This is a genomic window from Nonomuraea sp. NPDC050783, assembly GCF_040802095.1.
GTDB lineage: Bacteria > Actinomycetota > Actinomycetes > Streptosporangiales > Streptosporangiaceae > Nonomuraea.
In genome coordinates, this window is record NZ_JBFAHK010000006.1 from 330,985 (window position 1) to 355,827 (window position 24,843).

23 protein-coding genes are annotated in these 24,843 nt (G+C 74.3%); 9 read left to right on the forward strand and 14 right to left on the reverse strand.

Features of this window, described 5'->3' with window-relative positions; translation table 11 throughout:
• Window positions 1-58: 58 nt before the first annotated feature.
• The 5 genes from AB0H75_RS19030 to AB0H75_RS19050 all read right to left on the reverse strand — a co-directional run bounded on the left by AB0H75_RS19030 (window position 59) and on the right by AB0H75_RS19050 (window position 7,411).
• Window positions 59-2,068 (reverse strand): hypothetical protein, encoded by a 2,010-nt coding sequence (locus AB0H75_RS19030; RefSeq protein ID WP_367797756.1) that lies wholly within the window; start codon window positions 2,066-2,068, stop codon window positions 59-61.
• Between the two features lie 172 nt (window positions 2,069-2,240).
• On the reverse strand, window positions 2,241-2,975 hold the full coding sequence (locus AB0H75_RS19035) for an MBL fold metallo-hydrolase (RefSeq protein ID WP_367797758.1): 735 nt from the start codon (window positions 2,973-2,975) through the stop codon (window positions 2,241-2,243).
• Window positions 2,976-3,151: 176 nt separating this feature from the next.
• Window positions 3,152-4,171, reverse strand: a complete 1,020-nt coding sequence (locus tag AB0H75_RS19040; RefSeq protein WP_367797760.1) for a glycoside hydrolase family 11 protein — start codon at window positions 4,169-4,171, stop codon at window positions 3,152-3,154.
• A 203-nt stretch (window positions 4,172-4,374) separates the two neighbouring features.
• Complete coding sequence (locus tag AB0H75_RS19045; protein ID WP_367797762.1) at window positions 4,375-5,622, reverse strand: cytochrome P450; 1,248 nt, start codon at window positions 5,620-5,622, stop codon at window positions 4,375-4,377.
• Between the two features lie 244 nt (window positions 5,623-5,866).
• On the reverse strand, window positions 5,867-7,411 hold the full coding sequence (locus tag AB0H75_RS19050; RefSeq protein ID WP_367798190.1) for an MDR family MFS transporter: 1,545 nt from the start codon (window positions 7,409-7,411) through the stop codon (window positions 5,867-5,869).
• A 163-nt stretch (window positions 7,412-7,574) separates the two neighbouring features.
• Here AB0H75_RS19050 and AB0H75_RS19055 point away from each other — a divergent pair, with 163 nt between their 5' ends.
• From AB0H75_RS19055 to malQ, 6 genes are all read left to right on the forward strand, one after another.
• Window positions 7,575-8,159: a TetR/AcrR family transcriptional regulator gene (locus AB0H75_RS19055; protein ID WP_367797764.1), complete on the forward strand. Its 585-nt coding sequence runs from the start codon at window positions 7,575-7,577 to the stop codon at window positions 8,157-8,159.
• Between the two features lie 22 nt (window positions 8,160-8,181).
• On the forward strand, window positions 8,182-8,652 hold the full coding sequence (locus AB0H75_RS19060) for a GNAT family N-acetyltransferase (protein WP_367797766.1): 471 nt from the start codon (window positions 8,182-8,184) through the stop codon (window positions 8,650-8,652).
• Window positions 8,653-8,703: 51 nt separating this feature from the next.
• A complete protein-coding gene (locus tag AB0H75_RS19065) occupies window positions 8,704-10,098 on the forward strand; it encodes an MFS transporter (protein ID WP_367797768.1) in 1,395 nt (464 codons plus the stop codon).
• A 130-nt stretch (window positions 10,099-10,228) separates the two neighbouring features.
• Window positions 10,229-10,753, forward strand: coding sequence for an XdhC family protein (locus AB0H75_RS19070; RefSeq protein ID WP_367797770.1), 525 nt, complete (start codon window positions 10,229-10,231; stop codon window positions 10,751-10,753).
• A 166-nt stretch (window positions 10,754-10,919) separates the two neighbouring features.
• The gene (gene treZ, locus AB0H75_RS19075; RefSeq protein ID WP_367797772.1) at window positions 10,920-12,650 is read left to right on the forward strand and encodes a malto-oligosyltrehalose trehalohydrolase; all 1,731 of its coding nucleotides are present in this window, start codon (window positions 10,920-10,922) and stop codon (window positions 12,648-12,650) included.
• A gap of 4 nt (window positions 12,651-12,654) precedes the next feature.
• A complete protein-coding gene (gene malQ, locus AB0H75_RS19080; protein ID WP_367797773.1) occupies window positions 12,655-14,619 on the forward strand; it encodes a 4-alpha-glucanotransferase in 1,965 nt (654 codons plus the stop codon).
• A gap of 16 nt (window positions 14,620-14,635) precedes the next feature.
• Here the strand turns inward: malQ and dgoD are convergent, their stop codons facing one another.
• The 7 genes from dgoD to AB0H75_RS19115 form a co-directional block, all read right to left on the reverse strand.
• A complete protein-coding gene (gene dgoD, locus AB0H75_RS19085; protein ID WP_367797775.1) occupies window positions 14,636-15,781 on the reverse strand; it encodes a galactonate dehydratase in 1,146 nt (381 codons plus the stop codon).
• Window positions 15,778-16,461 carry a FadR/GntR family transcriptional regulator gene (locus tag AB0H75_RS19090; protein WP_367797777.1) on the reverse strand — a complete coding sequence of 228 codons (684 nt, stop codon included), beginning with the start codon at window positions 16,459-16,461 and terminating at the stop codon, window positions 15,778-15,780. The genes dgoD and AB0H75_RS19090 overlap by 4 nt, the downstream gene beginning before the upstream one ends.
• On the reverse strand, window positions 16,458-17,186 hold the full coding sequence (locus AB0H75_RS19095) for an SDR family NAD(P)-dependent oxidoreductase (protein ID WP_367797779.1): 729 nt from the start codon (window positions 17,184-17,186) through the stop codon (window positions 16,458-16,460). Before AB0H75_RS19095 ends, AB0H75_RS19090 begins: the two co-directional genes overlap by 4 nt.
• The gene (locus tag AB0H75_RS19100; RefSeq protein WP_367797781.1) at window positions 17,183-19,135 is read right to left on the reverse strand and encodes a beta-galactosidase; all 1,953 of its coding nucleotides are present in this window, start codon (window positions 19,133-19,135) and stop codon (window positions 17,183-17,185) included. The genes AB0H75_RS19095 and AB0H75_RS19100 overlap by 4 nt, the downstream gene beginning before the upstream one ends.
• Window positions 19,132-19,968 carry a carbohydrate ABC transporter permease gene (locus tag AB0H75_RS19105; RefSeq protein WP_367797782.1) on the reverse strand — a complete coding sequence of 279 codons (837 nt, stop codon included), beginning with the start codon at window positions 19,966-19,968 and terminating at the stop codon, window positions 19,132-19,134. Before AB0H75_RS19105 ends, AB0H75_RS19100 begins: the two co-directional genes overlap by 4 nt.
• On the reverse strand, window positions 19,965-20,825 hold the full coding sequence (locus AB0H75_RS19110) for a carbohydrate ABC transporter permease (protein WP_367797783.1): 861 nt from the start codon (window positions 20,823-20,825) through the stop codon (window positions 19,965-19,967). The genes AB0H75_RS19105 and AB0H75_RS19110 overlap by 4 nt, the downstream gene beginning before the upstream one ends.
• 95 nt (window positions 20,826-20,920) lie before the next feature.
• Window positions 20,921-22,288, reverse strand: a complete 1,368-nt coding sequence (locus AB0H75_RS19115; protein ID WP_367797784.1) for an ABC transporter substrate-binding protein — start codon at window positions 22,286-22,288, stop codon at window positions 20,921-20,923.
• A gap of 212 nt (window positions 22,289-22,500) precedes the next feature.
• On the opposite strand from AB0H75_RS19115, the gene AB0H75_RS19120 reads away from it, so the two are divergent.
• Together AB0H75_RS19120 and AB0H75_RS19125 are read left to right on the forward strand one after the other, a co-directional pair.
• Entirely contained in the window at window positions 22,501-22,959 is a 459-nt protein-coding gene (locus AB0H75_RS19120; RefSeq protein WP_367797785.1) for a ribonuclease domain-containing protein, read from the forward strand.
• Between the two features lie 12 nt (window positions 22,960-22,971).
• Complete coding sequence (locus tag AB0H75_RS19125) at window positions 22,972-23,349, forward strand: barstar family protein (protein ID WP_367797786.1); 378 nt, start codon at window positions 22,972-22,974, stop codon at window positions 23,347-23,349.
• Between the two features lie 28 nt (window positions 23,350-23,377).
• On the opposite strand, the gene AB0H75_RS19130 is transcribed toward AB0H75_RS19125, so the two are convergent.
• A complete protein-coding gene (locus tag AB0H75_RS19130) occupies window positions 23,378-23,812 on the reverse strand; it encodes a nuclear transport factor 2 family protein (protein ID WP_367797787.1) in 435 nt (144 codons plus the stop codon).
• An 82-nt stretch (window positions 23,813-23,894) separates the two neighbouring features.
• On the opposite strand from AB0H75_RS19130, the gene AB0H75_RS19135 reads away from it, so the two are divergent.
• Window positions 23,895-24,275 carry a helix-turn-helix domain-containing protein gene (locus AB0H75_RS19135; protein WP_168017681.1) on the forward strand — a complete coding sequence of 127 codons (381 nt, stop codon included), beginning with the start codon at window positions 23,895-23,897 and terminating at the stop codon, window positions 24,273-24,275.
• A gap of 22 nt (window positions 24,276-24,297) precedes the next feature.
• Here the strand turns inward: AB0H75_RS19135 and AB0H75_RS19140 are convergent, their stop codons facing one another.
• Complete coding sequence (locus AB0H75_RS19140) at window positions 24,298-24,678, reverse strand: hypothetical protein (protein ID WP_367797789.1); 381 nt, start codon at window positions 24,676-24,678, stop codon at window positions 24,298-24,300.
• Between the last annotated feature and the right edge of the window lie 165 nt (window positions 24,679-24,843).

Genomic DNA, 24,843 nt, shown 5'->3' on the forward strand with positions numbered 1-24,843 from the left:
CAGCGGACGAGAGCGGCCGGCCCGCCCCCCGTCGTGCCTCGCTCATGGGCACAAGGGGCTACGGCACCTGGAAGCAGGGGGAGAACTCCGAGGTGCGGCCGGGGAGCCGGGGGACCCCGGCGCCGCTGGTCGCGGTGGCGGTGACGTACTGGCCGCGGGCGACCCGCCGGGTGACCGCCGTGCTGCCGGTGCCGGGGAGGGCGCCGACGCCGATGAGGACCGAGCCGATCAGGGTCCGGCCCTCGCCGTTGCCCGACGGGTCACAGGAGTCGCTGCTGTAGAAGTCGAGCTCGGTGGTCTCCGTCCCCGCCGGGTCGGTGCGGAAGCTGCTCGCGTCCCAGCCGACGCTCGTCACGCCCGCCACGGTCGTCACCCCGGTGACGATCGGGTGGTTCTGCAGGCCGTTCGGGCCGGCGTCGCCGTCGCCGGCGTCGTTGGCCAGCACCGCGCCGTCCCGCTGGAGGTCGATGCCGAGGCCGCCGTTGTCGTGGATGCTGTTCTGCCTGACGGCGTTGAGGACGCCGGTGGCGACGCCGACGCCCGCGCCGTGGTTGTTCGCGATCACGTTGGGCCGGAATCCCGCCCCGCCGGAGCCGCCGACCTGGGCGGCGTCACCGCCGAGGATCTGGACGCCGTCGCCCTCGTTGCCCAGGTCCCTGGCGTCGGTCGCGTCCGTGCCGATGTGGTTGCCCCAGACGAGGTTGCCGACGGCCTTCCGGGGGTCGCCGGAGTCGGCCAGCGAGATGCCGTAGAGGGAGTTGCCCGACACGACGTTGCCGGCGTTCGCGGCGTCGCCGCCGATGACGTTCAGGTTTCCGCTGACGCTGACGCCGCCGAAGTTGGCGAGCGCGGCCGTCTGCGCGGCGTTGACGCCGATCGTGTTGTGCAGGACGAGGTTCGCGTCGCCGGCGAGCTCGATGCCGGGGCCGGGGAGGGTGTTGACGATCAGGTTGCCGTCGCCGTCGCCCGGGCCGCCGATGACGTTCTGGGTGGAGCCCGCCTCGACCACCACGCCGTGGCTGTTGCCGAAGTCCTCCGTGCCGAGGATGCCGGTGCCGATCGTGTTGCCCAGGATCGCCGTCCTCGTCGCCGGGCCGTGGAAGACGGTGGAGCCGTGCAGGAGGATCGCCGGGCCGGCGTTGCCGGAGATCAGGTTGCCGGTCCCGGCGGCCGATCCGCCGATCCTGTTCCCCTCGCCCCGCATGACGTGCACGCCACCGCCGCGGTTGCCGATCTGGCCCGTGGTGACGCCCGGATCGGTGCCGAGGACGTTGCCCTGGACCGCGTTGCCGTCGCCGGCGACCTTGACGCCGGCGGTGCCGCTCGCGTCGCCGAACAGCGGGCCGCTCGCGGCGACGACGTTGCGGTCCTGCACGGCGCCGCTGCCGACCTCGTTGCCGTCGCCGGTGACCTCGATCCCGTCGCCCGCCGTGCCGTTGAGGAACGACGGCGGCGCCGCCATCGCCTGGTGGGTGCCGATGTAGTTGCCGCGCACCCGGTTGCGGTCGCCGGTCACCTTGATGCCGTCGCCGTCCCCGGCCGGCAGCGCCGCGACGCCGCTGCCGGCGTTGCCGATCACCAGGCCGCTGATGGAGGAGTCGTCCGTCCTGACGACGAGGCCGTTCGCGGCGTCGGTCGCGTCGATCCAGATCTGGATGGTCGCGGGCGCGACCGCCGTCGCCGGCACCGCTCCGGGCTGCTGGTAGCCGCGGACGTTGACCGGGTCGGTGATCTCCGGCAGGTCGGAGGCGAGGGTGATGACGAACGGGCCCGCGCCCGGGATGTTGAACTCGATCGCGTCGGCGGGGCAGCCGGCCGGGGCGTTGGGGGCGGCGTCGGCGTCCAGGATCGCCTGGCGCAGGCTGCCCGCCCCCGAGTCGCCGGTGTTGAGGACGGTGAACACCACCGGGGCGGGGCAGACGGTGGCCGCCGCCGCGGGCGCCGGCCCGAGGGCGGCCGCGGCGGCCAGCGCCAGGGACGCCGCCGGCCATGCCGCCCGCCATGCCGCCTTCTGTAGTGGTGGCCGTGCCGGCCTTCTGCGCGGGAACGCGCCGTACTGAGATCTCATGATGCCGCCCTCGTGGTGTGATGGACCGGCCCGGACGGCGCGGGAGGCCGGCGTGTCCGTGACCGCCCGCGCGTTCCGTGGCTTCACGGGCCAGGATGCGGCGGCATCGTGAGCGCACCGTCAGAGCCCAGGTCAGAAGCCGCGGTCAGAGGCCGCGGTCGGAAGCCGGGTCTCACAGGTCGACGGTCATGCCGTCGTGCGCGGCCGGGTGGGTGGCGTCGGCGAGGCGGCTCAGCATGGCGCCGGACATGTGCGTCAGGACGATCCGCCCGGCGTCCAGCTCGGCCGCGTGCTCGCGCAGCGTGCGGTAGTCGAGGTGGTAGCGGATCGGCCGGTCGTAGGTGTAGGACTCGGCGGCGAGCAGGGACGCGCCGCGGGCGGCTTCGGCCAGCGCGGGCGTCCACTCGGTGTCGCCGGTGTAGGCGAACGCGGCCCGCCCGTCGTCCACCCGGACGGCGAGCGGCGGCGCGCCGCACTCGTGCACGACCTGCCAGGCGCTGACCGACAGCGGGCCGAGGGCCGTCGGCGTGCCGTCCGTGGCCAGCTCGCCGACCTCCACCGGGAAGCGCCGCTCGACCCGGCTGCTGCCGGGGAACAGCGTCTCCATCGCCTGGGTCAGGCGGGCCCCGGTGCCGGGCGGCCCGAGCACGCGCAGCGGCCTGACCCGCCTGCTGAACTGGCCGTCCAGGACGAGGAACGGCAGCCCGCCGAAGTGGTCGCCGTGCAGGTGGGTGAGCACGACCGCGTCCACCGAGCCGGGATCGACGCCCTGCGCCTTCATGGCGGTGAGGCTGGTGGCGCCGCAGTCCACCAGCACCCGCAGGTCGCCTGCGGTCACGCTGATGCAGGTCTGCCAGCGCCCGCCGCTGCCGAAGGCGTCCCCGCTGCCGATGAAGCGCACCCGCATCGTCCCGCCCCTTCCCCGCCCGTTCCCGCCGTCTCGCCCGTTCCGCCGTCTCGTCCCGCCATCCTGCCCGGCGTCCGCGCCGGCGGGAAGAGGGGCCCGCACGCGCGGGCGCGGCGGCCGGGAGGGCCGCCGCGCCGGGCGGGCGAGGTGTCGCGGGCGAGATGCCGCGGGCAGGGTCAGCTCGCGCTGCAGGACACCGTCGGCCAGGTCCAGTTGCCGTTGTGCTGGATGGTCACGCCCCAGTTGTTGCCGCTGCCGTTGGGCCTGGCGGTGAGCACCTGGGCGCTCGGGTAGCTGGTGGTGACGTTCCAGGAGGCGATGACCTTCGCGGGGGAGGGCACGTTCATCGTCACGGTCCAGTTGCTGGAGCCGCTGACGGCGACGTTGAGGTTGTACCGGTCGCTCCACTGCTGGCCGGCGGAGAGCGTCGCGGTGCAGCCACCGCCACCGCCACCGCCACCACCGCCGCCACCGCCACCGCCGCCACCGCCACCGCCGTCACTGGAGCCCAGCGTGATGTTGGAGCTGCCGCTGCTCTGGTAGCCCTCGGTCGCGAGGATCTGGTAGTCGTGGCTGCCGAGGTTCATGCCGTAGCGGGCCCAGGCGTCGAAGTGGTTGCCGGTGGTGATGGTGCCGCCGGTCTTCTTCGACTGCCGGACGCTCCAGTACTGGTTGAAGGTCCTGGTGCCCTCGATGGAGGGGGCGTTGTAGCGGGTGGTCTGGTAGATGTCGTACGTGCCGCCGTCCGTGGTGACGGTGCCCTTGTACGTCCCGGTAGGCCGGTAGGTGCCCCAGTTGTCCACGACGTAGTACTCGACGAGCGGGTTGCGCGTCCAGCCGTAGAGGGCCAGGTAGGCGTTGCCGGAGGGGTTGAAGCTGCCCGAGTAGGTCACGGTCCTGCGTCCGCCGGTGCTCCAGCCCTTGCCGGCGACGAAGTTGCCGGTGTTGCGCCAGGAGGTGCTGTAGTTGCCGCCGGAGCCGAGGTTCATGGAGACGGTGCCTTGGCTGTCGGTCCAGAAGGAGTAGAAGTAGCCGTTGTTGTTGCCGGTCTGGTTCGTGGTCACGGTCGTGTCGGCGCTGGCCGTGCCGGGCGTGACCAGCGCGGCCAGGATCAGCGCGAGGGCCGAGGCGCCGCTGGCGAGCAGCCTGAGGCGGCCGCGCCTGCGGGCCCTCGGGCGGGCGGGGGAGTCGTCCATGTGCGGTTCCTTCTTCGTGACGTCCGAAACTATCGGTACGATGGCGAAAGTATCGGAGCTGTCAGGAAGCTTGTCAATGGCGCGGGAAGCCCAGTCAAGCATGGCTCGCGCCCACGGCCCACCTGTACGCGGGAAGCCGCTGCTCTCCAGGGGCGATCGCCCCCGGGCCGCGCGATGAAAGTTTCGGACCTTTTCCGATCGACCTAACGGCGGTCCCCGAGCAACACGGGCAGCACGCGGTGCCCGTTCGAGATGAACGACTCCAGCGGCGGCGGCTCGTCCGGCCCGCCCGCCAGGGTCAGGCCGGGGAAGCGGGCGAAGAGGGCGGGCAGCGCCACCGCGGCCTCCAGCCGGGCCAGCGGCGCGCCCAGGCAGCGGTGCACGCCGTACCCGAAGGCCAGATGTTCCTTGTCGGCCCGCGTGACGTCGAAGCGGCCCGCGTCCTCGCCGTGCACCAGCGGATCCCGTCCGGCCGCCCCGTAGCAGGCGAGGATGGGGTCGCCCGCGCGCAGCGTCACCCCGTCGCCGAGGTCGATGTCCTCGACGGCGAAGCGCAGCGGCAGGTTCGCGATCGGCGCCTGGCTGCGCAGCGTCTCCTCGATCGCCTCCTCCCAGCTCGCGCGGCCCTCACGGACGAGAGCGAGCTGGCCGGGGTGCGCGAGCAGCGCGAAGATCGCGTTGTCGAGCAGGTTCACCGTCGTCTCGTGGCCCGCGCTCAGGAACAGCACCAGCGTGTCGACCAGCTCGTCCTCCGACAGCCGCGAGTCGTCGCCGTCGCGGGCGGCGATCAGCGCCGAGGACAGGTCGTCGCCGGGGTTCTCCCGCTTGGCGGCGACGAGGCGGCGCAGGATCGCCTGCAGCCGCGGGTAGGCGGTGGCGCCCTCCTCGGGGGAGGTCCTGCCGGTCCGGAAGAAGGCGTCCACGCAGCGCCGCATCTCCTGGCGGTCGTCCTCGTCGTGGACGCCGAACAGCTCGCAGATCACCTGGATCGGCAGCGGGTACGCGTAACGCTCGCGCAGGTCCACCGGCGTGCCGGGCGGCGTGGCGGCCAGCTCGTCGAGCAGGCCCTCGGCGATCGCCTCGACGCGCGGCCGCAGCAGGGCCGTGCGGCGGACGGTGAACGCGCTGGAGACCAGCCCGCGCAGCCGCCGGTGGTCCGGCCCGTACGCCGTCAGCATGTTGCGCACCGCCAGCCAGGCGAACAGCGGCCACTCGGGCGGGAGCTCGCCCTTGATCCAGGCCGGCCAGTGCTGGTAGGCGTCCTTCGACACGCGCGGATCGGTCAGCAGGCTCCGCAGCAGCGCCTGGTCGGAGACCGCCCAGGCGAGCACGCCGCCGGGCAGCTCGACGCGGGCGGCCCGGCCGAGGGCCCGGATGCGCTCGGCGTCGCCGTGGATGTCGTGGCCGCCGGGGTCGATGACGAAGGGGCGCTCTGCGGCGGAGGTGTCCATGCTCGCTGCTCCGGAGGTCGTGGCGGATGAGTCCCGGTGCTGGTGCTGGTGCTGGTCGTCGTGCCGTGATCAGCCTGTCCCACCGGCTCGCGCCGTGCCCACTGGCGCGGGCGATCGATCCTCGTACGGCCTCCGCGACGGGCGGGAGGCCGCGCTCCCCGCGGGCGAGATGGGGAACGCGGCCTCCCGGGCCGGCACGGCGCCACGACCCTGGCGGCGCCACGACCTTGGCGGCGCCACGGGGTCACGCCTTGGCGGCGGCCTCGGGCCGGGTGGCCTGCTCGGGCGGCAGGTCGAGGCTGTCGCGCAGCTTGGCGGGCTTGAGGAAGGCCGCCGCGACCAGCCCGACCGCGGCGATGGCCGCCGAGATGAGGAAGATGTGCCCGGTGGCGTCACCGTAGGCGGCCCGGACGATCTCCCTGATGGGCCCGGGCAGGGCGGCGATGTTCAGGCTGGAGCCGGCCGCGCCGCCGCCGCCCTGGACCGGGATGCCCGCCCTGGCCAGGCCCGCCGTGATGTTGGCGGCGACCTGGTTGGCCAGGACCGCGCCGAGCACCGACACACCGACCGTGCCGCCGAGCGAGCGGAAGAAGGTGACGGCCCCGCTGGCCGCGCCGATCTCGCGCAGCGGGACGGTGTTCTGGATGACCAGCACCAGGTTCTGCATCGACATGCCGACGCCCACGCCGACGGCCAGCATGTACGCCGACACCAGCACCATCGCCGTCCGGTGGTCGATGGTGGACAGGCCGACGAAGCCGGCCAGCAGCACCACCAGCCCGGCCAGGATGTACGGCTTCGTCCGCCCGCTCCTGGACACCATCCGGCCGCTGATCGTGGAGGAGAACAGCACGCCGATCATCATGGGGATGGTCAGCAGGCCCGCGGCCGTCGGCCCGTACCCGCGCCCGATCTGGAAGTACTGGCCGAGGAAGACCGCGCCGCCGAACATCGCCATGCCGACCGCGAGGCTGGCCAGGATGGCCAGGGCGGGGTCGCGCCGCCGGACGACGTGCAGCGGCACGACCGGCTCGCGCACCTTCGACTCCACGAGCGTGGCCAGGGCGAGCAGCACCACGCCGCCGCCGGCCATCGCGCCGGTCTGCCAGGACAGCCAGTCGAAGGAGTTGCCGACGAAGGTCACCCAGATGAGCAGGACGCTGACGCCCGCCGCGATGAGCCCGGCGCCCCAGTAGTCGATGCTGACGTCCGCGCGGCGCACGGTGGGCAGGTGCAGGGTCTTGGCCAGCAGCGCGAAGGCGGCGACGGTGAACGGCACCGCGATGAAGAAGCACCAGCGCCAGCCGAGCCAGGAGGCGTCGGCGATGAAGCCGCCGAGCAGCGGCCCGCCGACGGTGGCGACGGCCATGACCGCGCCGAGGTAGCCGTTGTAGCGGCCGCGCTCCTTGGGCGTGATCATGGCGGCGATGACGACCTGGGCGAGGATCTGCAGCGCGCCCATGCCGAGGCCCTGGATCGCGCGGAAGGCGATGAGCTGCCCGGTGTTCTGGGCGAACCCGCAGGCCAGCGAGCTGACCATGAAGATGACGATGCTGATCTGGAGCAGCAGTTTCTTGTTGAACAGGTCCGCGAGCTTGCCCCAGATCGGGGTCGAGGCGGTCGAGGCCAGCAGGGACGCGGTGACGACCCAGGTGTACTGCGACTGGCTGCCGTTCAGCGCGCCGATGATCTGCGGGAGCGCCACCGAGACGATGGTGCCGCTGATCATCGCGACGAACAGGACGAGCAGCAGGCCGCTCAGCGCTTCGAGGATCTCGCGGTGGGTCATCGGCTCCGCCGCGGACGGCGCTGCCGGCTGTGCGCTCACGCGCAACCTCCTGTCAGGAACGTTCGGAAAATGCCCGGTAAGGGATGACCTGGACACCATACATGCCCAACGGGAAAGTTTGCGCACTGGGCATACATTCCGCGTGGGTAGACTCGACGGCATCATGAGCAGCACCACAGGGTTGCGCGAGCGCAAGAAGGCCGAGACCCGCCAGGCGGTCCACGAGGCGGCGCTCCGGCTCACCCTCGAACACGGCCTCGACAACGTCACCGTCGAGGCCATCGCCGACGCCGCCAACATCTCGCGCCGCACGTTCTCCAACTACTTCGCCGGCAAGGAGGACGCCCTGCTCTACGGCGACGAGCAGCGCCTCGGCACGCTGGTGCGGCGCGTGCGCGAGCAGCCGCCGGGCCGCTCCGCCTGGGAGGCGCTGCTCGGCGCCCTGGAATCCCTGTACGCCGAGGCCGACGAGACCGACCGCGAGCTGCACGTACGCACCCGGCTCGCCATGCGCCACCCCTCCCTGCTGGCCCGGCAGCTCACCCAGCGGGTGCGGATGGAGAGCGAGCTGAGCCAGGCGGTGGCCGGCCGCGCGCTGCCGGACGGCGTCCGGCCGGAGGTGATCACCGCCGCGTTCCTGGCCGCCCTGCGCGTGGCGACCCAGTGGTGGTGCGCCGACAACGAGTCGCGCACCCTGGGCGAGCTGGTCGACGAGGCCCTCGGCCAGATCGCCCGCCCGTTCCGCTGACCGGGGTCCCCAGGCCGGCCGCGTGCTGATCCGCCCGAGAGCCCCCGAGGACCTGGAGGCGTGCGTCAGGGCCCTCGCCCAGGTGCACCCCGCCGACCGCTACCCCGTGGACTGGCCGGACGACCCCGGCGCCTGGCTCACGCCGCGCGGCCTGCACCAGGCGTGGGTGGCCGCCGAGGGCGGGGCGGTGCTCGGGCACGCGGGCCTCACCCGCGACCTGGAGGTCACCCGCCTGTTCGTCGTCCCGGCCGCCCGCGGGCGCGGGCTGGCGGGCCTGCTCCTCGCCGCCCTCCGCGACGCCGCCGGCGACCGGCCGCTCACGCTGGAGGTCTCCTCCGAGGCGACGGCGGCCATCGCCCTCTACGAGCGGGCCGGCTGGCGCCGCACCGGCAGCAGCCGCGCCACCTGGCTGAACGCGGCCGGCGAGCCCGCCCTCCTGCACCACTACGCGAGCCCGCCCCCGCGTGGCGAGGCCGCCCCGCCCGGCCGCTGACGCGCAAGGATCTTCAAGACCGGGCGGGCCCGCCCGGCCGATGCTGCGGGCATGACCACTCTCGCACCTTCGTCCCCGGCGGCGGCCCACCGCCCGGGAAGGATGCTGGCCGTGCTGCTCACCGGGCAGGTCATGGCGTCCATGGACGGCTCCATCGTGTCGGTCGCGGCGGAGACCATCCGCGCCGAGCTGCACGCCACCGGCGCCGCCGTCCAGCTCGTCGTCTCGGGCTACCTGCTGACCACCGGCGTGCTCCTGGTCACCTGCGCGCGGATCGGCGACCGCGTCGGGCACCGGCGCGCGTTCCTGCTCGGGCTCGGCTGGTTCACCGGCGCGTCGCTGCTGTGCGGGCTCGCCCCCGGCCCGGCCGCGCTGGTGGCCGCCCGCGTCGCGCAGGCGATGGGCGCGGCGCTGCTCACGCCGCAGATCTTCTCGCTGATCCAGCTGCAATGGGACGGCGCGGCCCGCCGCCGGGCGATCGGCGTCTACAGCATGGTGCTGGCCCTGGGGGTCGCGCTCGGGCAGGTCGTCGGCGGGCTGGTCGCGGGCGCCGACCTGTTCGGGCTGTCCTGGCGGCCGGTCTTCCTGATCAACGTCCCCGTCGGCGTGGCCGTGCTGCTGGCCGGCCCGCGCGTGCTGCCGCGCTCGCGCCCCGACGGGCGGGCCCGGCTCGACCCCGCCGGGGTGGCGGTCCTGACCGCCGCGATGACCGCGCTGACCGTCCCGCTCATCTTCGGCCGGGAGCAGGGCTGGCCCGCCTGGACGTGGATCTCGCTCGCGGGCGGGGCGGCGCTGCTGGCGGGGTTCGTCCGGTACGAGTCCGCGGCCCGGCACCCGCTGCTGGACCTGGCGGCGCTGCGGCCCGCCGGGGTGAAGCCGGGCCTGGCGGCCTGCTGGATCGTCATGGGCTGCTACACGGTCTTCCTGCTCACCCTGACGCTGCACCTGCAGTCCGCGCTCGGCTTCCCGCCGCTGGCCGCGGGGCTGGCGTTCGTCCCGTACGCGCTCGGCTTCGGCACGCTCAGCCTCACCTGGAGCCGCTACCCGGCGCGGCTGCGCGCCGCCCTGCCGGTCGCCGGCCCGATCGCGTTCGCGGCGGGGGCGGCCCTGCTGGTGCTGCTCTTCCGCGCGGAGTGGCGGCCGGCCGGCGCCGTCCCGCTGCTGCTCCTCGCCGGGGCCGGGCACGCCGCCGGCTACAGCCCGCTGATCGCCAGGATCACCACGCTGGTCGAGCCGCGGCTGGCCTCGGCGGTCTCGGCGCTCAACGCCACCGGCCCGGTGCTCGCGGGGGTGAGCACCGTCGCCGGGCTCGGCAGCGTCTACTTCGCCGCGCCCTCCTCGGCCGACGGCCTGCTGCGGGTGAGCGCCGCGGTCGCCGTGCTGCTCGCGGCCGGGGCGCTCTGCGCGGCCCGGGTCGCCGTGGCCGGCCGCCCGCGCGCCACTTGAGACCCGGCCTGCTCATCACCGGCGGCCACCTCATCACCACGGACCCGGCCGCGCCCGGGGGCCGCCGCGGCCGGTCGATCCCGCGTGACGGAGGCGTCGCCGGGCGCCGGCCGCGTGTCACACTGCGGGCATGACGCACACCCACGACGAGGACCCGGCCTGCGAGGTGGCCCACGGCGACGCCCCCGCCGAGGAGGCCGGGCGGACGCTGGTCGCCGTCTTCGCCTCCCCCGTGGCCGGCTGCCTGCTGCGCTTCGGCGCCGAGCTGGGCTTCCGGACGTTCCTCCTGGAGCCCGACCCCGCCCGGCACCTCGACGGCTTCGCCGCGGCCCGCGACCTGTCCGAGCTCGACGGCCACCTCGACGCCACGGCCGACGTGGTCCTCACCGACCACCACCGCGAGGAGATCGGCCCGGTCCTGCGCGACCTGCTCAAGTCCCCGGCCCGCTGGATCGGCATCATGGGCAGCCCCCGCCACACCGGGCCGCACGTGCGGGCGCTCGGCGACCTCGGCGTGCCGCCGGAGGAGATCGCCCGCGTCCACCGGCCCATCGGGCTCAACATCGGCTCCCGCACGCCGCCCGAGATCGCCGTCGCCACCCTGGCCGGCCTCCTCGCCGACCGCAACGCCCGCCCCGGCGGCTTCGCCTTCTGACACCGCCCGCCGCCCGCCGCCGCCCGTCCGCCCGCCGCAAGGGCGGGCGGGCATGCCAGGGGCCGCAGCGGGTAGGAAGGGCGGGCCCGGCCTTCGGCCCGCCCTTTCCCGCGGCCCGGACGGCGGGGCGTTCGTCATGCATGGACGCGATGGGGGAGGGGACCGGGTGGCGCACGAGTTCCGGGTATGGGCTCCGGAGCGTGAACGGGTGGAGCTGGTGCTGGGGGAGCGCAGGCTCCCGATGCGGCGCTCCTCCGGCGGCTGGTGGGAGCGCGCCGTGGCGGAGGCCGGGCCGGGCACGGACTACGCGTACTCGCTGGACGGCGGCCCGCCCCGTCCGGACCCGCGCTCGCCCTGGCAGCCGCACGGCCCGCACGGCCCCTCCCGGGTGGTCGACCACGCCGCCTTCCGCTGGAGCGACGCCGCCTGGCGCGGCACGCCGCTGCCCGGCGCGCTCCTGTACGAGCTGCACGTCGGCACCTTCTCGCCCGCCGGCACCTTCGACGGCGTGATCGAGCACCTGCCGCACCTGGCCGAGCTGGGCGTGGACGCGATCGAGCTGATGCCGGTCGCCGAATTCTCCGGCCGCCGCGGCTGGGGCTACGACGGGGTCTCCCTGTACGCCCCCCACCACGCCTACGGCGGCCCCGACGGCCTCAAGCGCCTGGTGGACGCCTGCCACGCGCACGGCATCGGCGTCGTCATGGACGTCGTCTACAACCATCTCGGCCCCTCGGGCAACTACCTGCCGCAGTTCGGCCCCTACTTCAGCGGCCGCCACACCACCAACTGGGGCGACGGGGTCAACTTCGACGGCCCCGGCAGCGCCGAGGTCCGCGCGTTCGTCATCGACAACGCGCTCATGTGGCTGCGCGACTACCACTGCGACGGCCTGCGGCTGGACGCCGTGCACGCCATCGCCGACGACTCGGCCGCGCACGTCCTGGAGCAGCTCGCCGAGGAGGTCGCGGAGCTGTCCGCGCACGTGCGGCGCCCGCTGTTCCTCATCGCCGAGAGCGACCTCAACGACCCCCGGTTCGTCCGCTCCCGCGACGGCGGCGGCTACGGCCTGGACGCGGCCTGGGCCGACGAGTGGCACCACGCCCTGCACGCCGTGCTGACCGGCGAGCGCGACGGCTACTACTCCGAGTTCGGCCCGCTCGCCCTGCTCGCCAAGGCCCTGCGCCAGGCGTGGGTGTACGACGGCGTCTGGTCGCCGCACCGCGGGCGCGTCCACGGCAGGTCCCCGGCGGGGCTGTCCGGCCACCGGTTCGTGGTGTGCACCCAGAACCACGACCAGGTCGGCAACCGGGCGCAGGGGGAGCGCGCGCCGGCGCTGATGAGCGAGGGACGGCTGCGGGTGGCCGCCGCGCTGCTGCTCACCGCCCCCTTCACGCCGATGGTGTTCCAGGGCGAGGAGTGGGGCGCGGGCACGCCGTTCCAGTACTTCACCGACCACGAGGACCCCGAGCTGGGCCGAGCGGTCAGCGAGGGCCGCCGCCGGGAGTTCGCGGGCTTCGGCTGGGAGCCCGAGCAGGTGCCCGACCCGCAGGACCCGGCCACGTTCGAGCGCTCCCGCCTGGACTGGAGCGAGCCCGGCAAGGAGCCGCACGCCGGGCTGCTCGCCTGGCACCGCGAGCTGGTCGCGTTGCGGCGGCGGGTGCCCGCGCTCACCGACGGCCGCCTGGACCGGGTCCGCGCCGACTGCGACGAGGAGAGCGGGCTGGTGACCGTGGAGCGGGGGCCGGTCCTGGTGGCGGCCAACCTCGGCGCGCAGCCGCGCACCGTGCCCGCCCGCGGGCGCGGCCGCCTGCTCGCCGCCTCCGATCCCGCGATCACCCTGGACGGGACCGGCCTGACCCTGCCACCGGACACCGTGGCGATCCTGGAGGACTGACAAGATGACCGACCCCTGGGGGATCGACCACGACTACGACGGCGCCGACGGCCGGCACCGCCGGGTGGACCCCACCACGATCGCCACGCTGCGCGAGATCATCGGCGTCCCGCCCGAGGACGGCGACGCGCCGCGGACGCTGGTCCGGCGGCGCGGCGACCACCTCGGCCCCGCCCGTCTCGTCCTGGAGGACGGCGCCGAGCTGCGCGTCACCGACGTGCTGCCGCCCGACCTGCCCTTCGGCTACCACACCTTGTACCGCCCCGGCGAGGACACCGCCCACCGCCTCATCGTCAGCCCCGGCCGCTGCCATCCGCCCGCCCGCCGCGCCTGGGGCTGGGCCGTGCAGCTCTACGCGGCCCGCTCCCGTACGAGCTGGGGCCTCGGCGACCTGGCCGACCTGCGCCGCCTGGCCGGCTGGGCGGCCGGTTGCGGTGCCGGGTTCCTGCTGGTCAACCCGCTGCACGCGACCGCGCCCGTGACCCCCGTCCAGCCGAGCCCCTACTATCCGGCCAGCCGCCGCTTCAACAGCCCCCTCTACCTGCGGATCGAGGACGTCCCCGGCGCGGAGGTCCTGGACGAGGCGACGACCGCCCGCGGGCGCGCGCTCAACGACCTCCCTGCCCTCGACCGCGACGCCGCCTGGCGGCTCAAGCTCGCGGCGCTGGAGGCCGTCTGGGCGGGCGACCCGCCGCGCGACGGCTTCGAGCGGTGGCGGGCCGGTCGCGGCCCCGGCCTGGAGGAGTACGCCACCTGGTGCGCCCTCACCGAGCGGCACGGCCCCAACTGGCGGGCCTGGCCCGCCGAGTACCGCCGCCCGGACAGCCCCGCCGTGGCCCGCTTCGCCCGCGACCACGCCGACCGCGTGCGCTTCCACGCCTGGCTGCAGTGGCTCACCGACCGGCAGCTCGCCACGGCCTCCGCCGGGCTGCCGATCATCCAGGACCTGCCCGTCGGGGTGGACCCCGACGGCGCCGACGCCTGGTCCTGGCAGGACCTGCTCGCCCAGGGCGTCAGCGTCGGGGCGCCCGCCGACGAGTTCAACGCCGCCGGGCAGGACTGGGGGCTGCCGCCGTTCGTGCCGTGGAAGCTGCGCCGGGCCGGCTACCAGCCGTTCATCGACAGCATCCGGGCCACCATCGCCTCGGCGGGCGGGCTGCGCATCGACCACGTCATGGGCCTGTTCCGGCTGTGGTGGATCCCGTCCGGCGCGGGCGCCGGGCAGGGCGCCTACGTCCGCTACCCGGCCGGTGACCTGCTCGACATCGTCGCGCTGGAGAGCCACCGCGCCGGCGCGCCGGTGATCGGCGAGGACCTCGGGACGGTCGAGCCCGGCGTACGCGAGACGCTGGCCGAGCACGGCCTGCTGTCCTACCGGCTGCTGTGGTTCGAGCAGGACGAGCCCGCCGCCTGGCCGGAGCACGCGATGGCCGCCGTCACCACCCACGACCTGCCCACCGTCGCGGGCCTGTGGGACGGCAGCGACGTGGCCGAGCAGCGCCGCCTCGGGCTCGACCCCAACGAGGACGGCGCCCGCGCCCTGCGCGCCCGCCTCGCCGCCCAGCCCGCCCCGGCCGCACCCGCGCCCCCCAGCTCCGAGGCGGACGGTCCGGGCGTGGACGGCGCGAGTGTGGACGGCGCGAGTGTGGACGGCGCGGGTGTGGACGGCGCGGGCGGCTCCGGCGCGGATGCCGCCGGTGCGGATGCCGCCGGTGCCGTGCTGGCCGCCTACCGGCTGCTGGCGCGGGCGCCGTCGCGCCTGCTGTCGGCCACCCTCGACGACGCGCTGGCCGTGCCGGCCCGCCCCAACATCCCGGGCGCCGACCACCTGCGCGCCAACTGGCGCCTGCCCCTCCCGGTGCCGCTGGAGGAGCTGGAGACCCTGCCGCTGCCCCGCGAGCTGGCCGGCCTGCTGTCCGCCGCGGTCCACGGCGCCGCGAAGGAGCCCACGGCGGGCAAGCGGCGCTGACCCGCTCCTCGCCGGGTCACCACTCGGCGAAGGAGCCGTCGTCGTGCCGCCACACCGGGTTGCGCCAGGCGTGCGAGCGGCGGTCGGCCTCCCGCACCGCCCGCTCGTCCACCACCACGCCGAGGCCGGGCAGGTCCGTCCGGTGCGCGTGCCCGGCGGAGAAGGCGAACGGCGCCGGGTCCAGCACGTAGTCCAGCAGCTCGGCCCCCGCGTTGTAGTGGATGCCCGCGCTCTGCTCCTGGATGAGGAAGTTGGGCGTGGCGAAGGCCACCTGCAGGCTCGCCGCCAGCGCCAGCGGCCCGAGCGGGCAGTGCGGGGCGAGCAGCACGTCGAACGTCTCCGCCAGCGCGGCGATGCGCCGCACCTCGGAGATGCCGCCCGCGTGCGACACGTCGGGCTGCGCCACCGCCAGCCCGGCGCTCAGGGCGGGCAGGAACTCCGCCCGCGAGTAGAGCCGCTCGCCGAGCGCGATCGGCACCGCCGAGGCCGCGGTCACCTCGCCCAGCCGGTGCAGGTGCTCGGGCAGCAGCGGCTCCTCGACGAACATCGGCTGCGACTCCTCCAGCGCCGCCACGACGCGCCGGGCGCCGGACACCCCGGTCCGGCCGTGCAGGTCCACCGCGAAGTCCCTGGCCGGGCCCAGCACCTCCCTGGCCACCTCGGCCCGGCGCACCACGGCGGCCAGGTCGGCGGGGGTCGGGGAGCGCGGCATCAGGCCGGCGCCGTTCATCTTGATCGCGCTGAACCCGGCCTCGACCTGTGCCGCGATCTGCTCGCGCAGCTCGCCGGGGTCGTCGCCGCCCACCCACGCGTACACCCTGACCCGGTCGCGCACCGGCCCGCCGAGCAGCGCGTGCACCGGCGCGCCGTAGTGCTTGCCCGCGATGTCCCACAGCGCCTGGTCGATCCCGGCCACCGCGCTGGACAGCACCGGCCCGCCCCGGTAGAAGCCGCCCTTGGTCAGCACCTGCCAGTGGTCCTCCACGCGCAGCGGGTCCTGGCCCACCAGGTAGTCGGCCAGCACGTGCACCGCGGCCCTGACGACCTCCGCCCGGCCCTCGACGACCGGCTCGCCCCAGCCGGTGACGCCGTCGTCGGTCTCGACGCGGCAGAACAGCCAGCGGGGCGGCACCTGGAACGTCTCCACCCTGGTGATCTTCACAGCAGCCCCTCCACGTCCCGCCACGCCTGGTCCAGCAGGTCGCGCATGGCCCGCTCGGCGGCCTCGGCGTCGCCGCGCCGGACCGCCTCCAGCACCGCCAGGTGGCTCGGCACCGGGTCGCCGGTGTGGCTGGGGCCGTGGACCAGGCGGTCGCGCCCGGCCAGGCCCGCCCCCATGACGACCTCCATCCTGACCAGCAGCTCGTTCCTGCCCGCCACCAGCAGCGCGCGGTGGAAGTCCAGGTCCGCCTGCACCGAGTTGGGCTCGTCGGCCATCCGCTCCAGCGCCCGCTCCAGCGCGGCCAGCTCCTCCGGGGTGCGGCGCAGCGCGGCCAGCCGGGCGACGGGCGGCTCGACGATCGAGCGCAGCTCGTGCAGGTCGCGCAGGAACGCCGGGTCGGGGCGGCCGGCGAACTTCCAGCGGATGACGTCGCCGTCGAGCAGGTGCCAGTCGTCGTGCGGGCGCACGTAGGTGCCCAGCTTCGGGCGGGCGCCGATGAGGCCCTTGGCGGTGAGCACCTTCATCGCCTCGCGCAGCGCGGTCGAGCTGACGCCCAGCCGCTCCTGGAGGGCGACCACGTCCAGGGTGTCGCCCTCCCGCACCTCGCCGCTGAAGATCATCGCGGCGATGGCCTCGACCGTCTGGCCGTGCAGCCCGCGGCCCTCGTACGGGCGCGTCACGCCGAGTCCTTGACGATGCTCCAGCCGCCGTCCACGACCACGCTCGCGCCGGTCATGAACGCCGCCTCCGCCGAGGCCAGGAACGCGATCACCGCCGCCACCTCCTCCGGCTCGCCGAACCGCCCGAGCACGGTCGCCCGGACGCTGCCGGCCCGCCCCCGCTCGTCCACCCGGTCCCAGGCGGGGGTCATGACGGGGCCGGGCAGCACGCAGTTGACCCGGACCCCTGGACCGTACTCCACGGCGAGCTGCCGGGTCAGCGCCGTCAGCCCGCCCTTGGCGGCGGCGTAGGCCGGATGGCCGGGCAGCCCGACGATCGCGTGCACCGACGAGGTGATGACCATCGACCCGCCGCCCGGCGCCCGCGCCATGCCGGGCAGCAGCCGCCGCGCGGCCAGGAAGGCCGCGGTCAGGCCGACGGACAGCTGCCGGTTCCACGACTCCACCGGCGTCTCGTGGGCGGGGGCGACCTCGGCGACCGCGGCGTTGCTGACCAGCACGTCCACCGGGCCCCACGCGGCCACCCGTTCCCAGGTCTCCTCGGCGGCCACGTCGCCGCGCAGGTAGCCGGCGCCCGGCACCCGGCCCTCCGGGGCCAGGTCCACGGCCAGCACGGCGGCCCCCTCGGCGGCCAGCCGGGCGGCGGTCGCGGCGCCGATGCCGGACGCCCCGCCGGTCACCACCGCCCGCCGGCCCGCGAACCTGCGCATCCCTGGATCGCTCACGCGCCCCCCTCGGTGGCCCCGCCGGCGCGGGAGTCCTCCAGCACCGCGACGTCCAGCGGCCCCAGCTCGACCCCGGCCGCCCGCACCGGCCGGTCGGAGTGGTTCAGCAGGAACAGGCGGGGGCCGCGGCGCACCGCCTCGACCTGGTCGGGCAGCCCGGCCAGGACCGGCTCGGCGCCCGCCAGCCGCAGCGCCTCGCGGGTCAGCGCGCGCATGGTGGCCTCGTCCGGGCGGGTGCCGAGGTAGGTGGCCAGGCCCGCGCCGAAGGCGTGCCGGGTGATCGCGGGCTCGCCCTCCAGGGGGCCGTCGGCGTACCGGGCCAGGACCTCGGCGCCCTCGGGCACCAGGTGGTCGGCCCACAGGTCGGCGCCGCCGCCGCCGGTGAGCGTGACCCGCTCGCCCTCGCCGAGCGGCCAGAACTCCTCCACCCGCAGCCCGAGCAGGTCACGGAAGGCGCCCGGGTGGCCGCCCGGGCGGACGCGGTCGCACGCGTCGGCGATGCCGCTGAAGAACGACATCAGCAGGTGGCCGCCGCCCTCGACGTACCGGCGCAGCCCGGCGGCGGCGGCGTCGGTGCACAGGTACAGGTTGGGCACCACGACCAGCTTGTAACCGGACAGGTCGGCCTCCGGGGGCACCACGTCCACGGTGACGTTCTCCTGCCACAGCGGCGTGTAGTGGGCGCGGACCCGCTCGGGGATCCGCAGCTCGCCGGGGCGGGCGTCCAGTTCGAGCGACCACCAGTTGGCGTAGTCGTGCACGAGCGCGACGTCGGCCGGCACCCGCGTGCCCGCCACCCGCGCCAGGCCCGCCAGCTCCGCGCCGAGCGCCCTGACCTCGCGGAAGATCCGGTTGTCCGCGCCGCCGTGCGAGACGACCGCCGAGTGGAACTTCTCCGCGCCGCCCCGCGAGGCCCGCCACTGGAAGTACATGACGGCGTCGGCGCCGCGCGCCACCGCCTGGTGGCTCCACAGCCGGTTGAGACCCGGCCGCTTGGGCCGGTTGGGCGGCCGGTAGCTGATCGCGCTGGTCGCCGTCTCCATCATCAGGTACGGCCGGCCGCCGCCGAGCGAGCGCATCTGGTCGTGGAAGAAAGCCGCGTCGATGTGCGCGCGCGGGTCCTTCGGCTCCGGGTACAGGTCCAGGGCCACGACGTCGAAGTCGGGCGCCCAGGAGGCGTAGTCGGCGACCGGCTCCCACATGCCCATGATGTTGGTGGTGATCGGCACGTCCGGCGTCAGCTCCCGCAGCACCTCGCGCTCGGCCCGGTAGCAGGCCAGCAGAGCGTCGGAGGAGAAGCGCCGGTAGTCCAGCTCCTGCGCGGGGTTGCGCAGCGTGGGCGCGGCGCGCGGCGGCAGCACCTCGGCCCAGTCGCCGAGCCGCTGGCTCCAGAAGGTCGTGGACCAGGCGGCGTTGAGGGTGTCCAGGTCGCCGTACCGCTCGCGCAGCCAGGCGCGGAAGTCCTCGGCCGAGACGTCGCAGTAGCACTCCTGGACGTGGCAGCCGTACTCGTTGCCGACGTGCCACAGCGCCAGCGCCGGATGCCCGCCGTAGCGCTTGCCCAGCTCGGCGGCCAGCCCCGCGGCCGCCTGCCGGTACACCGGCGAGCTGGGGCAGTAGTGCTGGCGCGAGCCGGGCGACAGCCGCACGCCCTCGCGGGTGACCGGCAGCGTCTGCGGGTGCAGGCGCGACAGCCAGGCGGGCGGCGAGGCGGTGCCGGTGGCCAGGCTGACCGCGATGCCGGCGTCGCCGAGCAGGTCCATGACCTCGTCCAGCCACGAGAAGTCGTGCCGGCCCGGCTCGGGCTCCACGCTCGCCCACGAGAAGATGCCGAGCGTGACGATCGTGACGCCGGCCTCGCGCATGAGCCGGACGTCCTCGCGCCACACCTCCGGCGGCCACTGCTCCGGGTTGTAGTCGGCGCCGAAATGGATCCGGTCGGGCTTCACCCTTTGACGCTCCCCGCGGTCAGTCCGGCCCGCCAGAAGCGCTGTAGCGAGGCCATGGTCAGGACGAGAAGCAACGCGGACACCGCAGCGCCGGTGACCGTCAGCTCGAAGAAGGCCGGGTCGCGGAAGGTCTGCGAGTTCCACAGCGCCAGCCCCAGCGTGACAGGGTAGAGGTTCTGATCACTCAGCATGACCAGAGGAAGGAAGTAGTTGTTCCAGATACCGATGAACTGGAACAGGAAGATCGTCACCAGGGCCGGGCTCATGATCTTCAGGCCGATCGTGGCGAAGATCCGGTACTCGCTCGCGCCGTCCAGCCGCGCCGACTCCAGCAGCGCGTCAGGGACGGCGGCGTTGGCGTGGACGCGCGCCAGGTAGACGCCGAACGGGCTGACGATCCCCGGCAGCAGCACCGACCAGAACGTGCCGGTCAGTCCCACCTCGCTGAAGATCAGGTACGTGGGCAGCGCCAGCACCGTCGAGGGCACCAGCACGCCCGCCAGCACCAGGTTGAACAGCGCCTCGCGGCCCCGGAAGGGGTACTTGGCCATCGCGTACCCGGCCGCCGCCGACAGCAGGGTGGCCGCCAGCGCGCCGAGGGCCGCGTACAGGAAGCTGTTGACGATCCAGCGCCCGAACACGCCCGTGCCGAACAGCCGCGACAGGTTCTGCCCGAGCTGCGGGCGCGGCGACCACAGGCCGAACGTGCCGAACAGGTCACCGGTGCTCTTGGTGGCGGCGACCAGCACCCAGACGACGGGCAGCAGGAAGTAGACCGCCGCCGCGAGCAGCAGCGCCAGCACCACCACGGTCGCCGGCCGGACCCGGCTCACCACGCCCGCCTGCCCTTCCTGTTGACCAGCCGCAGGAAGCCGAACGAGATCACGAAGGCCATGATCGCGATCAGCGTGGCCTCGGCCGAGGCCAGATGGATGTTCGACTGGCCGAACGCCTGGTTGTAGGCGGCCAGGTTGGGCGTGAAGTCGCTGCTGACGGCGGTCGTCATCGGCTTGAGGATCAGCGGCTCGACGAAGAGCTGCAACGTGCCGATGAGGGTGAAGACCGTGACGAGGACGAGCGGCGGGCGCACCAGCGGCACCTTGACGTGCCAGGCGATGCGCAGCTCGCCCGCGCCGTCCACCCGGGCCGCCTCGTACAGCTCGCGCGGCACCGCCTGGAGCCCGGCGATCAGCACCAGCATGTTGTAGCCGGCGAACTGCCAGGTCGAGATGTTGGCGATGGCGGGCAGGATCATGCCGGGCGACAGGAAGTCGTGCGGCAGGCCGGCCGCGGCCAGCGCGTCGACGAGCGGGCTGGTCTGCGGCACGTACAGGAAGCCCCACAGGAGGCTGGCGATCACGCCGGGCACGCCGTACGGCAGGAAGAACGACACCCGGAAGAAGGCGCGGAAGCGGGCCCGCGCCGAGTCCAGCAGCAGGGCCAGCGCCAGCGCGCACACCACCATCGTGGGCACCTCGATGAGGCTGAACACCAGCACCCGCCCGATGCTGCGCGTGAAGGCCGCGTCGCCGAGCGCCGTGGCGTAGTTGCCGAGGCCGGCGAACTCCAGCGTCGGCTCGGTCAGGCCGAGGCCGCTGCTGGTCAGCTTGAAGAAGCTCTGGTAGATCGCGTAGCCGATCGGCGCCAGGAAGAACAGCGCGAAGGCCAGGAAGAACGGCGCGACGAACACCGCGACGTGCCGCCGGGGCCGCCGGGGCCGCCGAAGCTGCTGAGACCGCTGGGGCCGTTGGAGTCCCTGGGGCCGCTGGAGCGTCCGCGCCATCGTCAGCCGCCCGCCGTCACGCTGAGGCCCTTGGCCCTCATCTGCTCCACCACCGCCTGCTGCGTCCTGGCGAAGGCGTCGGCGAGCGTGCCCTCGCCCTGGACGGCGGCCTTGGCGTTGTCGGTCAGCGAGGCGTACAGGGCGTCGCTCACCGGCGGCCAGCGCCAGTCCAGCGCCACCGCGGCGTCGGACTCCTTGAAGACGTCCCAGATGTTCTGGCCGCCGTAGAAGGGGAAGACCGTGTCGTCCTTGCGCAGGTTCGGGATCTGGCTGGTGTCCTTGATCGACGGCCAGCCGTAGCCGGCCGACAGCAGGATGTCCACGCTCCGCGGGTCGCTGTTGAGCCAGACGGCGAACTCGGTGGCCGCCTCCGGGTTCCGGGTGCCCTTCAGCACCGCCGAGGCCGAGCCGCCGCCCCAGCTCGCCGAGACCGCCTTGGCGGCGCCCGGCCACTGCGGCATCGGCGCGACCGCCCACTTGCCGGCGGTGTCCGGCGCGTTGCCGCGGATGATGGCATCGCCCCAGGAGCCGCCGATCCAGCCGGTGATCGCGCCGGTCTGCAGATCCTTGTACCAGGCGTTGGACATGTCCGCCTCGGTCTTGACCAGCTTGTCGTCCAGCAGCTTCTGCCAGAAGTCCGCCATCCGGCGGGTGTCGGGGTTGTCGATCGTCACCTTCCAGGAGTCGCCCTCGGTGCCGAACCACTGCCGGCCGGCCTGCTGGGCCAGGGCGATCATCCACGGGGCCTGGTTGGCGGCGAAGGTGGAGATGTACGCCTTCTTGTCCTTCTCCTGGATCCTCCTGGCGGCGGCCGCGAAGTCGTCCCAGGTCTTCGGGGCCTCGATGCCCCACTTGTCGAACAGGTCCTTGCGGTAGTAGAAGCCCATGGGGCCGCTGGCCTGCGGGATCGCGTAGACCTTGCCGCCGAAGACGCCGGTCTGCCACTGCCAGTCGACGAACTTGGCGGCGTCGTCCCGGGCGTACTCGGTGATGTCCTGGAGCGCTCCATTGACGAGGAACGACGGCAGCGAGTCGTAGCCGACCTGGGCCACGTCCGGGGCGTTGCCGGCCTTCACGCCGGCCAGCATCTTGGCGTAGCCGCCGTCCGGGCCGGGCGTGATGGTCTCCAGCTTGACCTGGATGCCGGGGTGGGAGGCGTTGAACGCGTCCACGGCCTTCTGGATGTTCGGCACCCACGACCAGAACGTGAGGGTGACCGGCCGCGCCGGATCGCCGCCCGCGCCGCCGTCCGCACCGCCACCCGGGCCGCCGCCCGCGGGCCGGTCCGGGGTGCCGCCGCACGCCGCGGCGAGGCCGAGCGCGGCCGCGACGGCCGCAATCCGGGCAAGACCGGGAACCTTCGATCCCATGCTGACTCCTTCCCACGGACCGCCTGAGCTGGGGGTTCCGATTGGGGGGAGACATTATTGGTATTTTATGATTAATACAAGGGTGTTGCGTGATCGTCACCGTTGTCCCTGCCGCCGGCAAGGGTTCACCGGGTCTCCGCGTGTCCGCCCTCGGCCCGCCGGGGTGAGCAGTGATCCTGGGAGCGTCCGTCACCTTCCGGGGGAGGCCCTTGGTGCACGTTGAGCAACGCCCCGGGCTCGCCCGCCCGGTCCACCCGGTCCACCCGGTCCGTCCGGTCCGGCTCGCGGCCGTCCGCGCCCTCCTCGCCGTCCTCGGCGCCCTCGCCTGCCTGCTCGGCCTCGGCACGGCCCTTCCGGCGAACGCCGACGTGCACGGCTCCTGCACGATCCCCCGGTGCGCGGCCGCGCGCTCGGCCGCCTCGATCTGGGAGTCCAAGGACTACCCCACCCGCAGCGGCTGGTACCCCTGGCCCGACGGCCGCCACAACTACACCGGCGGGCGGTTCCGCAACCGCGAGGGGCAGCTCCCCGCCGGGGCCACCTACTACGAGTACGACGTCTACTCCCGGGCGCGGGGCGCCGCGCGGGACGCGTACCGGATCGTCGTCAACCGCGGCACCGGCGCCGTATGGTTCTCGCCTGACCACTACACCGACTTCCACCGGCTCTAGGAGATCGCGCGCATGACCCCGGCCGCCCGCCCGCTGCCGCCCTGGCTGGCGGTGTCCGCCGGGCCGGTGCCGGCGGTGGTGGACGGGCGGGCCTGCCGCACCCGCGCCGGCTTCTTCGAGGAGGTGGCGCGGGCGCTGCGCCTGCCCGGCTGGTTCGGCCGCAACTGGGACGCGCTCGCCGACAGCCTGCGCGAGACCGGCCCGGTCGCGCTGGCCGTGGCCGACGCCGCCCACCTGCTCGCCGACGAGCCGCCCGGGCAGCTCGCCGCCCTGCTCGACGTGCTGGCCGGCGCGGCGGGGGAGGGGCCGGCCGTCACGCTCACGCTGCACGCCGGCCAGGGCGAGGCGGCCCTGCGCGAGCGGATCGCCGCCGCGCTGGGGGCGGGCTAGCCCCGTTTTCGCACGTGTGAATCCGTCGTCAGGACGTGATCACGGCGGGGTTTCCCTCGCTCCAGACGCCGGTGATCCTGCGGTGGGCGAACCGCCAGCCGTCCGGGGTGCGGCGCAGCCGGTCGTCGTAGCGGCCCCCGCCAAGGAACTTCTCGCCGTCGGGCAGGCCGAGGCGGACGTGCTGGGCCTGGTAGTAGCACGTGTGCTCGGCCTCGTCACCGCGCACCGTGACGACGTGGTTGCCGTTCAGGTGATGGGTGGCGTCGAATCGCTCCAAGCTGGTCCTGATCCTGGCGATGATCGCGTCAGGCCCGCAGAGTCGTTCGCCCGAACCGCTGTACTCCCAGCGAGCGTCGCCGGTGAACAGCGCGCCCAGGGTCTCCCAGTCCCTGGTATCCAGGGCCGTCGCGTACGCGATGACGGCGTCCACGATCGCGGTGCGGTCTGCGAGTTCCTGAAGCATCGGGGCGCCTTCCGGTTGGGTGCACGATTTGATACGGAGTCATGATCAGTGACTGTCGAGCCCGGCGGAAGAAGGCACTTTCATGTCCCAGAGTCACATCGATGTGTCAGCCCTGGCCAGCGAGGCGTGCCCGGTCTCGGAGGTCCTCGATCACGTCTCCGGGAAGTGGAGCATCGGCATCCTGGTGGCCGCTGCGCGGGGTCCGGTCCGGTTCACGGAGCTGGAACGTTCGATCAGGGGAATCAGCAGGCGCATGCTCACGCTCAAGCTGCGCAAGCTGGAGCGGGACGGCCTGCTCGTACGCACCGTCCACCCGGTCGTCCCGCCCAGGGTCGAGTACACGCTGACGGAGATGGCCCAGGAACTCCACAAGTCGCTGCTGGAGCTCACCGACTGGGCCAAGCGACACGGCGCCGCCGTCGCCGCCGCCCAGGCCGCCTACGATCGCGAACACGAGGGCTGACGGCAGCGTGCGGAAAACGGGGCTAGCCGCGTACGACTCCGGGCGGCGGCCCTCCCGCCGGTTCGACGAGCAGGGCCGCCAGGCTCTCGGGGGAGGAGATGCCGCCGGCCGCCTCCACCAGCCCGTCGCGGCCGGTCAGGACGGCGAACGGCGGCCACGGGATACCGTTCGCCGCGAAGACGTCCGGGTCGGCCAGCAGGGGGAGCCGCACGCCGCGGGCGTCCAGGTAGGCGCGGGCCTCGGCCTCGGGGGCGGCGGTGACCAGCACCACCTCCAGCTCCGGGCGGTCGTGCGCGGCCCCGGCGAGCGCGGGCAGGACCTGGGAGCACAGGCCGCAGGCGGGGGAGATCAGCGCGTACAGGGTGCGCTCCCGGGTACGCGGCGGCGCCGCCGCGGCCAGCACGAAGCGCGACCCGGGACGCGGGCCGGGCGCCCCGCCACCCGCTGGACGCGGGCCGGGCGTCCTGCCATCCGCTGGACGCGGGCCGGGCGTCCTGCCATCCGCTGGACGCGGGCCGGGCGTCCTGCCATCCGCTGGACGCGGGCCGGGCGTCCTGCCATCCGCTGG